Genomic DNA, 12,424 nt, shown 5'->3' with positions numbered 1-12,424 from the left:
GAAGCGCCAACGGCCCGGGTATCCGCTACAATCGTCCCCTTAACCAATTTTCCGCCATACAACATCATGATCCAGGGCAGCATCGTAGCAATCGTCACTCCCATGCACGCCGACGGCAGTCTCGACCTGCCTGGCCTGCGCAAGCTCATCGACTGGCACATCGCGGAAGGCACCGACGGCATCGTCATCGTCGGCACCACCGGCGAATCGCCGACGGTCACCGTGGACGAGCATTGCGAACTGATCAAGGTCGCGGTCGACCATACGGCAAGGCGCATTCCCATCATCGCCGGCACCGGCGGCAACTCGACCGTCGAGGCGATCGAACTGACCCGCTATGCGAAGGAAGCCGGCGCCGACGCGTCGCTGCAGGTCGTGCCTTACTACAACCGGCCGACGCAGGAAGGCATGTACCGGCATTTCCGCAAGATCGCCGAATCGATCGACCTGCCTGTCATCCTGTACAACGTCCCCGGCCGCACCGTGGCGGACATGTCCAACGAGACCATGCTGCGCCTGGCGCAGGTGCCGGGCATCGTCGGCGTCAAGGAAGCCACCGGCAATATCGCCCGCGCCACCGACCTGATGCGCCTGGCGCCGGCGTCGTTCGCGGTCTACTCGGGCGACGACGCCACCGCGATCGCGCTGATGCTGTGCGGCGGCAAGGGCAATATCTCCGTCACCGCCAACGTCGCGCCGCGCGCGATGCACGAACTGTGCGTGGCGGCCATGGCCGGCAACGTGGCCGAGGCGGTGCGCATCAACAACCGCATGCTGCCGCTCCATAACAAGCTTTTCGTCGAACCCAACCCGGTCCCGGTGAAGTGGGCGATGGCCGAGATGGGACTGATGGCGCATGGCTTGCGGCTGCCGCTGGCGCCGCTGGGCGACGATTGGCACGAGACGGTGCGCGCGGCATTGCGCGAGTCCGGTGTATTACAATAGCTCGCTTTGGACGGGGGCGGCAGCAGCGCCCCGCTTTCCTGATTCAGCATCATCATGAACTTACGGAAGACCACCCATATGGCAGAACGCAGCACCGTGCAGCGCGGCATCCTCAGCGCGCTCGCCCTGGCCAGCCTCGCTGGCTGCGGCTCCATCAATTCCTCTTTCGGCACACTGCTCGAACCGAGCCGCATCGATTACAAGAGCGCATCGTCCTCGACGGGCAAGAGCAAGTCGCTGGAAGTGCCGCCGGACCTGACGCAGCTGCAGCGCGACAGCCGTTACGCGTTGCCCGACCCCGCCAATCGCGGCGTCGCCACCGCATCCGGCTTCAATGTCGCGCAGGCCGCGTCGCCGTCGGCGGCTGCCGGCACGGCCGTCCCGGTCGCCGCCAATACGACCGGGGAAGCACGGGTCGAACGCGATGGCAGCCAGCGCTGGCTGGTGGTGAAGATGGCGCCCGAGGTGCTGTGGCCGCAGGTCAAGGAGTTCTGGCAGGATTCGGGTTTCCTGATCGCCACGGAAAACCAGGAAACGGGCGTGATGGAAACCGACTGGGCGGAAAACCGCGCCAAGATACCGGAAGGCTTCCTGCGCAATACGCTGGGCAAGGCGCTCGATTCGTTCTACTCCACCGGCGAGCGCGACAAGTTCCGCACCCGGCTCGAGCGCGGCGCGGACGGCACGACCGAAGTCTATATCAGCCATCGCGGCGCCCAGGAAGTGCTGACCGGCCTGGAAAAGGAAAGAACGGTCTGGACCCCGCGTCCCGCCGATCCCGAGCTGGAAGCCGAATTCCTTTCCCGCCTGCTGACGCGGCTGGGCGTTGAGAAGACCAAGGCCAAGGCGGCTGTGGCGAGCGCGGCCCCGGTCGAGCAGCCGCGCGCCAAGCTGGCCCGCGTCAGCACCGGCGGCGTGGTCGAAGTCGACGAGCCGTTCGAACGCGCATGGCGCCGGGTCGGCCTCGCGCTGGACCGCGTCGGCTTCACGGTCGAGGACCGCGACCGGACCAAGGGCGTCTATTACGTGCGCTATGTCGACCAGAACCAGGACGCCAACGGCAAGGCAGTCGAGAAGGGCTTCTTCAGCCGGATGTTCTCCAGTTCCAAGGATGACAAGGCAAAGGCGCAGCGCTACCAGATCGCAGTGAAGAGCGCGACCGCGGGCAGCCAGGTCAGCGTGCTCAACAGCGACGGCCAGCCGGAAACCTCGCAGACCGCCGACCGCATCCTGAGCCTGCTCAACGAGCAGCTCAGGTAAGCAACCGCGGCAACGTAAAAAGGGCAGGCTCGTGAGATTTGCCAGTCTGGGCAGTGGCAGCGAAGGCAATGCGCTGTTGATTTCCAGCGGCGCCGGCGCTTCCCGCACCACCGTCATGCTGGACTGCGGCTTCGGCATCAAGGAAACCGAGCGGCGCCTCGCGCGGCTCGGCATGCTGCCCGGCGACCTGAACGGCATCGTGGTCACGCACGAGCACTCGGACCATGTCGGCGGCGTCTTCAAGTTCGCGCGCCGCCACCGGGTGCCGGTCTGGCTAAGCTTCGGCACCTGGCAGGCGGTCCAGCGCGACTGCCACGGCGTGGACATCGCGCTGTGCCGCGACGGCGACCGGCTTGCCATCGGCGACCTCGAGCTGTCGCCCTACACGGTGCCGCACGACGCCCGCGAACCCATACAGTATGTGATCAGCGACGGCCGGGTGCGGCTGGGCGTGCTGACCGATGCTGGCCAGTCGACGCCGCACCTGGTCCAGTCGCTCGGCGGCTGCGACGCGCTGGTCCTGGAATGCAATCACGACCGCGCGATGCTGGCGTCATCGTCCTATCCCTACCCGCTGAAGCAGCGTATCGGCGGCGCTTATGGCCACCTGTCCAATGACACGGCCGGCGAAATTCTCGCCCTGCTGGACCGCAGCCGCCTGCAGCGCATCGTCGGCGCGCACCTGAGCCAGCAAAACAATACGCCGGCGCTGGCGCGGCAGGCGCTGGAAGGCGCACTGGGCGGCGCCGGTCCGGAAATCATGATTGCCTGCCAGGCCGAGGGCTTCGACTGGATCGATATCGCCGCCTGACGCCGGGCATGGCAGCCTGAATTCACTTCCCCCCGTCTCATACCGATTCCAAGTGCTGGCGTACCGGGCAAGATCGATGGTGCCGATTCGTCGCCGTGCCTCGTAGGGTGTAATAAGCGCAGCGCATTACACCACTTGCCAAACAACCACCACCGCCTGTTCGCAACGAATGGTGTAATACGCCTGCGCTTATTACACCCGATGGAGTTTCATCGCGCCTTGTGAATCGGGATCGGGATTGGTGTCGCCTTCTGCTTTTCGCTGGGCGAAAAAAAAACCGGCCCATGGGCCGGTCATTGCAAACACTGCTTGGGAATTACTTGGCAGCTGCAGCAGCGCTGGCTGCGTCAGAAGCTGCGGATGCAGCGGAAGCGGCGGCGCTGGCTGCGTCGGATGCAGCGGATGCTGCCTGAGCGGCGGCTGCGTCGGCAGCGGCTGCAGGAGCAGCAGCAGGAGCGGCGGCAGGCGCTTCAACGACAGGCGCTGCAGGTGCGGTTGCGGCAGGGGTAGCTGCAGGCACAACGACTTCTTCCTTCTTGCTGCAAGCGGTCAGCGCAACAGCGGCCAGCAGGGAAGCGATCAACAATGTATTTTTCATGGAAATTCCTTCAGTGGTTATTTATTGTGCGATGAATAATTACCGGTAATTATCGCTCTATAGGGTACTTTGCATGCTATCGGTTAATTGATGCACCGCACCAGCCAAGTTTCCTAAGGCGGCGATTATAACGGATTCCTCGGCCATTGGGCCACGCGAGACCCATGCCAAGCCGGTCCGGGCATGCTTTTTCGACATTTTTAATGTAACTAAACTTTGCCGCGCGTTAATTGAAACCGGTCATCGCTAATTCAGGCCATACCAACTAGTTCAGACTTAGCCAGCCGTCCTGGTACCAGGTATAAAGCGCCTCCTGCACATCGTCCGACGCGGCGGCGGTATCCGGCCCGCTCAGCATGCGCTCGTTCGCCAGCGCGACCAGCGTCTTGCGGTCCGCGCGGCCGATGGCAAACGATTCGCCGTTAATGAACAGGTGCGACCCGGTATAGAGCATCCCGGTCTTGCGCGACAGCCGGATGCCGGCTTTCGCGGCGCGCTGCCTAAAGCGGGCAGGGGACAGCGCAGGTTCGGGCGCATCGAAATAGACCGTGAGCTTGGGTTCGGACAGGTATTCGCCGAGGAAGATCGCAATGTCGTCCTTCGTGAACTGCACCTTGGCCAATTCATTGCCCACGCGCTCCAGCATCGTCTTGCCTATTTCGGCCGGACTTTTGACCGGCGCGAGGTCGGGGTCGGCATAGCGTCCCGGCAGGTCGATGCTGTCTGCCATGAACTGCAGGAAGGCTTCGCCGAGTTCCTGGTAGGCCGGCGCGCGGAAGCCGATCGAGCAGGTCATGCATTCGCCGATGGCGATGCCGTCATGCGCATACTGCGGCGGCAGGTACAGCATGTCGCCCGGTTCCAGCACGAACTCCTGGTCCGCCGTGAAATTTGCGAGGATCTTGAGCGGCATGCCGTCGACCAGCGTCAGGTCCCGCTGCGCGCTGATCTGCCAGCGCCGCTTGCCGTGCGCCTGCAGCAGGAAAACGTCGTAGGAATCGAAATGCGGACCGACGCCGCCGCCTTCGGTCGCGTAGCTGATCATCAAATCGTCCAGCCGCGCGTCCGGAATGAAGCGGAACTGGCGCAGCAGCGCGTCGGCATCGTCGTTGTGCAGGTTCACGCCCTGGACCAGGAGCGTCCAGTCCGGCTGCGTGCGCGGGGGCAGGTCCTTCTGCGGGCCGGAATCCAGCTTCCACTGGCCGTCGCTGCGGGTAATCAGCCGCGATTCGACGTCGTCCTGTGCGGCCAGCGCAAACAATCGGTCGGGCGGCAGGAATGCGCGGAAACCCGGCAGCGCCTGCCGGATCAAAAGGGGTTTCTTGTGCCAATAGTCGCGCAGGAATTCGGCCGGCGTGATATCGCCCAGTAAAGTCATTTTTTTCATGGCGGTATTATCCCGGAAAGAAGCAGCGGCGGGTCGCCGCATTCGCCCTGCAGGCGCCGCGTATAATCGGCGTCACATTAACTGAAAGGAAGGGTCATGAAGATTGCCAAAAATACCGTAGTGACGGTTCACTACAAATTATCGGATGCCCAGGGCAATCTGATCGAAGAAAGCAACGAACCCATGGTCTATCTGCACGGCGATTATGAGAACACGCTGCCGGCAATCGAGTCCGCGCTGGATGGCAAGGAACAGGGATACCAGGGCCAGATCCAGGTCGAACCGGAAGATGCGTTCGGCGAGTACGACGCCGAGCTGGTGAAGGTCGAGCCGCGCAATCGTTTTCCGGAAGACACCCAGGTCGGCATGCAGTTCGAAGGCATGCCGGATTCGGGCAGCGACGACGAGTCGATGATCTTTACCGTCACCGACATTGCCGACGACAAGGTCGTGCTGGACGGTAACCATCCGCTGGCCGGCATGGCGCTGCGCTTCGACCTGAACGTCACCGAGGTGCGGGCCGCGTCCGACGAGGAAATCGCCCACGGCCATGTGCACGGCGCCCATGGCCACGGCCATCACGGCGACGACGATGACGACGGCGACGGCGACGCGTTCAGGACCGTGCAGGTGCATTAACAGCCCCAAGCGGGCGGCGCGCTCCGGCGGCGCCGCCCGCCGTTTTTTCGTTTCACTGTTCTACTGTTCCGCCGTTTCACCGTTCCACCGGCCCCGGCCTGCCCGATCAGCGGGCTGCGGCTTTCAATCCATTCCCCACTCCGAACAGCGTCGGCGATGCCGGCGTGGCATTGACCTTCACCCAGCCGTCGGCGACTTCGAGGTCGCCCAGGTTCCCGTTCCAGGCAATCGCTGCCGGCTTGCGCGGGCCGGCGCCGCCGCCATGGACGACCAGCACCTTGCCGGGAAACGTCGCGGCATGCTTGATGATCTGGCGCCGTATCTCGAAGAACCCATCCCGCGAGCCGTCAGGCCCCCGCACCGATGTCCGTCCCGAATGCAGCGCCGGGTTGCCGTCGCAGAACAGCACGATGCCGGAGCGCTTTTCCCGTGCGGCAAACGTAAAGACCCGCTCCAGCCAGTATCGGTTGGCGATCAGCCTGTCTTCGAATTCGCCGTTGCGGCCGGCATCGGTCAGGTAATGGTTGTTGGGCGCAGGCAGGTTGATCGTGGCGAAGACGATGTTCCCCATGTCCCACCGGGCATTTTCCGCATAGCTGCGAAACTTGGTCGTCGTCGACTGCCGCGTCAGCAGCAGCCGGGTGTCGCCGAAACTCATCTCGTCCTGGAAGTACACGTCGCGCATGCGCGTGAGCCGCTCCATCGCGGCAGGCCGGCCGTTCTCGCGCTTGCAATCCGACCAGTCGCTGCCGGCCAGCGACAGCACGACGCCGTTCTTTGCCTTCGACAGCAGCCCGAGCCGCTGCTCGTAGAGCGTGTCGCTGCACGGCTCGCTTGCCGACTTCACGCCGTTGACGACGACGAAGCCGAGATTGTCCGCGTCGCTTTCGGCAAGCGCGCGCCGCAGCAGGGTGTCGTCGGCGGACTTGCGGAAGGTGTGGCCGATCACGCCGAAGCTCAGCGTGTCCGGCTGCGCCCGGGCCGTGGGCGCCTGCACGGCGATCAGCACGGCCAGGCCGGCCAGCAACCGTTTCATTCGCCGCCCTGCCGGGCCAGCGCCTTGAGCCGGTAGAGCGCGTCCAGCGCTTCGCGCGGCGTCATCGTGTCCGGCTCGATATCGTCCAGCGCCTGCGCCAGCACGTCGGTGTCGGGCAAGTCGGCCGGCGCCTCGTGCGTGTCGCCTTCGTCGCCTTCATCGAAGCGCGGCGGCATGGCGAACAGGTCGAACTGCGCCGACGACTGCACCGAGTGCGCTTCCAGGTCGGCCAGGTGGCGCCGCGCCGCACGCAGCACGGACGGCGGGACGCCCGCCAGCTGCGCCACCTGCAGGCCATAGCTCTGCGAGGCCGGGCCGGGCTGCACCGCGTGCAGGAAGACAATGCTGTCCTTGTGCTCGACCGCCGACAGGTGGACGTTGGCCGCGGCCGGATGCGTATCCGGCAGCTGGGTCAGCTCGAAGTAATGGGTGGCGAACAGGGTGAAGCTGCGCGTGGTCTCGATCAGGTGGCGGGCGATGGCCCAGGCCAGCGCCAGGCCGTCGAAGGTCGAGGTGCCGCGTCCGACTTCGTCCATCAGCACCAGCGACTGCGCGGTGGCGCCGTTCAGGATCGCGGCCGACTCCGTCATCTCGACCATGAAGGTCGAGCGGCCGCCGGCCAGGTCGTCGGCCGCGCCAATGCGCGTGAAGATCCGGTCGACCGGTCCGAGCGTCGCGCTGGCGGCCGGCACGAAGCTGCCGACATGGGCTAGCAGCGTGATCAGCGCGACCTGGCGCATATAGGTCGACTTGCCGCCCATGTTGGGGCCGGTGATCAGCAGCAGCCGGCGGTCGGCGTCGAGGCTGCAGTCGTTGGCGATGAAGCGCTCGATCGTGTTCTCGACGACCGGATGCCGGCCCTGCTCGATCTTCAGCACCGGGTCCTCCACCAGCTGCGGCGCGCACCAGTCATGCCGCTTCGCATGGCTGGCAAGCGCCATCAGCACGTCGGTCTCGGCCACGGCCCGGGAAATCACCTGCAGCGTGTCGATATGGGGCGCCAAATCGCGCAGCAGCTGTTCATACAGCTGCTTCTCGCGCGACAGCGACCGTTCCTGCGCCGACAGCGCCTTGTCCTCGAACGCCTTGAGTTCCGGCGTGATGTAGCGCTCCGCGTTCTTCAGCGTCTGGCGGCGCCGGTAGTCGTCGGGCACCTTGTCGGTCTGGCCGTTGGTGACTTCGATATAGAAGCCATGCACCTTGTTGTACTCGACGCGCAGGTTGGCGATGCCGGTGCGCGCGCGTTCGCGGGTCTCCAGGTCGAGCAGGAACTGGCCGGCATTCTGCGACAGGCCGCGCAGGTCATCGAGCTCGGCATCGAAGCCGACCGCGATCACGCCGCCGTCCCGCACCATCGCCGCCGGCTCGGGCTGGATCGCGCGCTGCACCAGGTCAAGGCAGGCGTCGGGCGTGGCGAGCCGGGACGCCAGGCTGGCCAGCAGCGGCGCCTCGGCGTCGCGCGCGCAGGACGCGATGCAGGAGCGGATGGCGCCGAGCTGCTCCAGGCCGCGCCGCATGCCGGCCAGGTCGCGCGGCCGGGCCGAGAACAGCGCGATGCGGGTCGTGATGCGCTCGATGTCGGGCACGTCGCACAGGCTGTCGGAAAGGCCGGCGCAGGCATCGGCGCGCAGCAGCGCATTGATGGCCGCATGCCGCTGCTGCGCGGTCTCGCGCCGGCGCAGCGGATGGTGCAGCCAATGCCGCAGCATCCGCGAACCCATCGTGGTGCGGCAATGGTCCAGCAGCGATAACAGGGTAGGGCCGGGGTCCTGGCTGCGCAGCGATTCGGACAGTTCGAGATTGCGGCGGGTCGCCGCATCCAGGCCGATGTAGTCATCCTCCTTCTCGACGGTCAGCGCGCGCACATGCTGCAGGCTGCGGCTCTGGGTGGACTGGGCATAACGCAGCAGCGCGCCGGCCGCGCCGATGGCCGCATGCAGGCTGTCGGCGCCGTAGCCCGACAGGGTGGCAGCCGAGAGCTGCGCCAGCAGCGCCTTTTCGCCGGCCGGCACATCGAAGTGCCAGGCAGGCACGCCGGTCGCATGCACCAGCCAGTCGGCATCGGCTTCGCAGTCGTCGCCCAGCAAAATTTCAGCGGGCGCGATCCGCTCGAGTTCCTGCTGCAGGCGCGACTGCACCAGCGCCGGTTCGCCGGAAAACTCCAGCAGCCGCAGCGCGCCGCTGGCCATGGACAGCCAGGCCAGGCCCACGGTCAGCGTCTTGCGCTGCGCATGCCGGCACAGCGCCAGCAGCGGCCGCTCCGCCTTCGCCGGCAGCAGGTCGGCATCGGTCAGCGTGCCGGGCGTGACGATGCGCACCACCTTGCGCTCGACCGGCCCCTTGCTGGTCGCCGGGTCGCCGATCTGCTCGCAGATGGCCACCGACTCGCCTGCGCGCACCAGCCGCGCCAGGTACTGGTCGAGCGAATGGAAGGGCACGCCGGCCATCTTGATCGGCACGCCGTTGGAGCTGCCGCGATGGGTCAGCGTGATGCCGAGCAGGCGCACGACCTTTTCGGCATCCTCGAAAAACAGTTCATAGAAATCGCCCATCCGGTAGAACAGCAGCGTGTCCGGATGGTCCGCCTTCAGGCGCAGGTATTGCTGCATCATCGGCGTGTGCTTGTCGATACCCGCCTCGGCATGCGCAGTTTCCGCTTGTTTCAATGACTTGCTGCTTTCCAAAATACCTCCGGACATTCGTTCAGCCCTTTCCATCCGGTTCGTCGTGTCCGAACGCCGTCCACGCGCAGGCTGCGCTGGTCATGGCGCTGCAATGCAGGTTGCGCTGAATCGGGGCATTGCGTCGGAAGCGCCTTGAAAGCCGGCGAAGGACCACAGACATGCCGTGAGGAAGGGCAAAGACGCTATTGTATGCGAGCGCCAGCATGCCGGCGACGGGATGATGCCGGCCGCGGGCCATGCCTTGCGGCAGGCGCCGGGAAGCGCCGCCGGCTCGGGCACGGCCGCCGCGCCGGGTTCTATTTGCCGGGCGTGCGCCTGGCCTTTTGTGCGATGCAGGCCCGGATGTAACCGCGCAGTTCGTCATGCGCGACCGGCTTGGAAAAATAGGTGACGCCGGCCGGCAGGCCGCCGCGCTGCTCCAGCTGGTCGCGGTCCAGGCTGGTGAGGATGGCGATATTGACGTCGGCCAGCTCGGGATAGGCGAGCACGGTCTGCATGACTTCATAGCCATCGATGCCGCGCATCATGATGTCGAGCAGCAGCGCGTCCGGCCGCATCGCGGCGATGTCGATCAGCGCCTTGTAGCCGTTCTCGCACATGCGCACGCGCACCGGCAGCTCCCAGGACGCGAACTGGGCTTCGTAGATGCCGCGCTGTATCGGATTGTCCTCGACGATCAATACCGTGAACGTTTCGTCGCCTCCGCCCGCAGGCGTCTTCGCGATCGCGGTCATGTAGGCATGGACTGCGGCGATCGGGATGCGGCGGTGGCCACCCCGGGTTTTCCAGGCCTCGATTTCGCCTGATTCGACCAAATGCTGGACCGAAGTCACAGACATGCCCAGCAGACTGGCTGCCTGTTGTGTGGTGCAAACGTCCTGTGCCAAGATCGCCTCCGTTCATATTCCGACAATTTTGATTAAATTTACCAAATCTGTCAAATTATTGCGTTTCCAACTATTTTGGATTATTATTCGATTTCCAAAAAGGATAGTGCTTATTGCTAAGTTCGCATTGTTTCTGCGCCCGGTTTTCACCTTTAAATCAATGCCATACAGCAAGCGATATGCGCCAGGAAAGTTCTATGACACAGGAATCCAAGCAAAAGGAAGAGGTAATGAGTGACCTTAATGCTGTAACCGGCGCTGCCAATTGCAACCACGGCCCCATGCTCGACGCGCTGATGATCAGTTTGAAGGTAACGACCGATGCCGCGCTGTCGCGCAAGCTGATGGTGCCGCCGCCGGTCATCAGCAAGCTGCGCAATAACAAGATAGGGGTGTCCGCCGGCCTGCTGGTGCGCATCCACGATGTCACCGGCATGTCGATCAACAAGGTGCGGACCATGCTGGGACTGCCGATACCGCAGCCGCGCGAAGGCCGGACGCTCAAGAACGTGGTCTACAGCCCCATCGCGCCGGCGCGCACGCGCAAGCGGCGCGGCGAAGGCGCCTGACACTGAAGCTCAGGGAATAAGGCAGGAAATGGAAGATGCCGGATCACCGGCAGCCGTTGCGCGAGACAAGCCGCAACGGCTTTTCGGCGTTTAGCCGAACTTGCGGCTGCGCTCGCTGCGTGTGGCGCCGTTGCCGCCATTGCCGGAAGTCGAACCGGCGCCGCGGCCACCCGAACCATTGCCGGCGGGACGCGGTCCCGGGGCTGCGGCGCGGGCACGCGGCTGTGCATTGCCGCGCGGCGGATTGTTGCGGCCACCGCCGCCACCGCCACCGCCGCTGCGCAGCTGGATAGGCTGCGGCTTGGCGCTCAGGTCCGGCTCGAATCCGGCAACCACTTCCTTCGGCAGGTCGCGCTTGATCAGGCGTTCGATGTCGCGCAGCATGATGTGCTCGTCGACGCAGACCAGCGACACCGCTTCGCCGGTGGCGCCGGCGCGGCCGGTGCGGCCGATCCGGTGCACATAATCCTCGGGCACGTTGGGCAGGTCATAGTTGACCACATGCGGCAGCTGGTCGATGTCGATGCCGCGCGCGGCGATATCGGTCGCGACCAGCACCTGCAGGCTGCCGTCCTTGAACTCGGCCAGCGCCCGGGTGCGGGCGGTCTGGCTCTTGTTGCCATGGATCGCCATGCCGGTGATGCCATCCTTGCCCAGTTGCTCCACGAGCTTGTTGGCGCCGTGCTTGGTGCGGGTAAACACCAGCACCTGGCGCCAGTCATGGGCCTTGATCAGGTGGGCCAGCAGCGGGTGCTTGCGATCGCGGTCGACCGGATGCACTTTCTGCGAGATGACTTCCACGGTCGAATTGCGGCGGGCCACTTCGATCATCGCCGGAGAATTCAGCAGGCCATCGGCCAGCGCCTTGATCTCGTCGGAGAACGTCGCCGAGAACAGCAGGTTCTGGCGCTTCGGCGGCAGGGCTGCCAGCACCTTGCGGATGTCGCGGATGAAGCCCATGTCCAGCATGCGGTCGGCTTCGTCCAGCACCAGGATCTCGACGCGCGACAGGTTGATGGTGCCCTGCTGCATGTGGTCGAGCAGGCGTCCAGGCGTCGCCACCAGGATATCGACGCCCTGCTTGAGGATCTTGATCTGCGGATGGATTCCGACGCCGCCGAAAATCACGGCGGACGTCAGTTTCAGGTATTTGCCATAGGTGCGGACGCTTTCCTCGACCTGCGCCGCGAGTTCGCGGGTAGGCGTCAGGATCAGTGTGCGGATAAAGCGCGACGCCGACGCCGGCTGCACGCCGGCGGCCGACAGACGGTGAAGGATGGGCAGCGTGAAGCCCGCGGTCTTGCCGGTGCCTGTCTGCGCACCGGCCAGCAGGTCGCCGCCGGCGAGGACGGCGGGTATTGCCTGTTTCTGGATCGGAGTCGGGGTGGTGTAACCCTGGTCGGTAATAGCGCGTACGATTGCTTCGGACAAGCCGAGTTCATTAAATGACATAAAGCTCTATTGGATGGATCGGCCCGCCATGAGCGCCAGTTGCCGGCAGACGGATCGGGAAGTAGGAGGTCGGAATCGACAGCGGCAGCATACTGGCTGTGTGCCGCGGGGCGGAGTATAGCAGGCGCGCCGGGCAAGCGCGCGCCGGGTGTCGAG

12 protein-coding genes are annotated in these 12,424 nt (G+C 64.9%); 6 read left to right on the top strand and 6 right to left on the bottom strand.

Annotation, left to right across the window (positions count from 1 at the left end; translation table 11 throughout):
- Positions 1-66: 66 nt before the first annotated feature.
- From dapA to QOL82_RS18675, 3 genes are read left to right on the top strand one after another with little or no spacing between them, the layout of a single operon-like run.
- Positions 67-945, top strand: a complete 879-nt coding sequence (gene dapA / locus QOL82_RS18685) for a 4-hydroxy-tetrahydrodipicolinate synthase (protein WP_283443815.1) — start codon at positions 67-69, stop codon at positions 943-945.
- Between the two features lie 54 nt (positions 946-999).
- Positions 1,000-2,205: an NlpB/DapX family lipoprotein gene (bamC, locus tag QOL82_RS18680; protein ID WP_283443814.1), complete on the top strand. Its 1,206-nt coding sequence runs from the start codon at positions 1,000-1,002 to the stop codon at positions 2,203-2,205.
- A gap of 31 nt (positions 2,206-2,236) precedes the next feature.
- Complete coding sequence (locus QOL82_RS18675) at positions 2,237-3,016, top strand: MBL fold metallo-hydrolase (protein ID WP_283443813.1); 780 nt, start codon at positions 2,237-2,239, stop codon at positions 3,014-3,016.
- A 316-nt stretch (positions 3,017-3,332) separates the two neighbouring features.
- Here the strand turns inward: QOL82_RS18675 and QOL82_RS18670 are convergent, their stop codons facing one another.
- Both QOL82_RS18670 and QOL82_RS18665 read right to left on the bottom strand, forming a co-directional pair.
- Positions 3,333-3,614 carry a hypothetical protein gene (locus QOL82_RS18670; protein WP_283443812.1) on the bottom strand — a complete coding sequence of 94 codons (282 nt, stop codon included), beginning with the start codon at positions 3,612-3,614 and terminating at the stop codon, positions 3,333-3,335.
- Between the two features lie 265 nt (positions 3,615-3,879).
- On the bottom strand, positions 3,880-5,001 hold the full coding sequence (locus tag QOL82_RS18665; protein WP_283443811.1) for a cupin domain-containing protein: 1,122 nt from the start codon (positions 4,999-5,001) through the stop codon (positions 3,880-3,882).
- Between the two features lie 96 nt (positions 5,002-5,097).
- On the opposite strand from QOL82_RS18665, the gene QOL82_RS18660 reads away from it, so the two are divergent.
- Complete coding sequence (locus QOL82_RS18660; protein WP_283443810.1) at positions 5,098-5,640, top strand: FKBP-type peptidyl-prolyl cis-trans isomerase; 543 nt, start codon at positions 5,098-5,100, stop codon at positions 5,638-5,640.
- Positions 5,641-5,746: 106 nt separating this feature from the next.
- On the opposite strand, the gene QOL82_RS18655 is transcribed toward QOL82_RS18660, so the two are convergent.
- The 3 genes from QOL82_RS18655 to QOL82_RS18645 all read right to left on the bottom strand — a co-directional run bounded on the left by QOL82_RS18655 (position 5,747) and on the right by QOL82_RS18645 (position 10,199).
- Entirely contained in the window at positions 5,747-6,676 is a 930-nt protein-coding gene (locus QOL82_RS18655) for a hypothetical protein (RefSeq protein ID WP_283443809.1), read from the bottom strand.
- Positions 6,673-9,288, bottom strand: a complete 2,616-nt coding sequence (gene mutS, locus QOL82_RS18650) for a DNA mismatch repair protein MutS (RefSeq protein WP_283443902.1) — start codon at positions 9,286-9,288, stop codon at positions 6,673-6,675. The genes QOL82_RS18655 and mutS overlap by 4 nt, the downstream gene beginning before the upstream one ends.
- Before the next feature lie 368 nt (positions 9,289-9,656).
- Complete coding sequence (locus QOL82_RS18645) at positions 9,657-10,199, bottom strand: response regulator (RefSeq protein ID WP_283443808.1); 543 nt, start codon at positions 10,197-10,199, stop codon at positions 9,657-9,659.
- Here QOL82_RS18645 and QOL82_RS18640 point away from each other — a divergent pair.
- Both QOL82_RS18640 and QOL82_RS18635 read left to right on the top strand, forming a co-directional pair.
- Entirely contained in the window at positions 10,198-10,485 is a 288-nt protein-coding gene (locus tag QOL82_RS18640) for a hypothetical protein (RefSeq protein ID WP_283443807.1), read from the top strand. The two genes, QOL82_RS18645 and QOL82_RS18640, sit on opposite strands and share 2 nt — an antisense overlap.
- Positions 10,478-10,816 carry a hypothetical protein gene (locus QOL82_RS18635; RefSeq protein WP_283443806.1) on the top strand — a complete coding sequence of 113 codons (339 nt, stop codon included), beginning with the start codon at positions 10,478-10,480 and terminating at the stop codon, positions 10,814-10,816. Before QOL82_RS18640 ends, QOL82_RS18635 begins: the two co-directional genes overlap by 8 nt.
- 90 nt (positions 10,817-10,906) lie before the next feature.
- Here the strand turns inward: QOL82_RS18635 and QOL82_RS18630 are convergent, their stop codons facing one another.
- Positions 10,907-12,268: a DEAD/DEAH box helicase gene (locus QOL82_RS18630; RefSeq protein WP_283443805.1), complete on the bottom strand. Its 1,362-nt coding sequence runs from the start codon at positions 12,266-12,268 to the stop codon at positions 10,907-10,909.
- Between the last annotated feature and the right edge of the window lie 156 nt (positions 12,269-12,424).

The sequence above is a fragment of the Noviherbaspirillum suwonense genome (assembly GCF_900182955.1).
GTDB classification, from domain to species: Bacteria; Pseudomonadota; Gammaproteobacteria; order Burkholderiales; family Burkholderiaceae_D; genus Noviherbaspirillum_A; species Noviherbaspirillum_A suwonense.
Note: the sequence above shows the minus strand (reverse complement) of the source record. Positions and strands in the feature narration are given on the sequence as shown.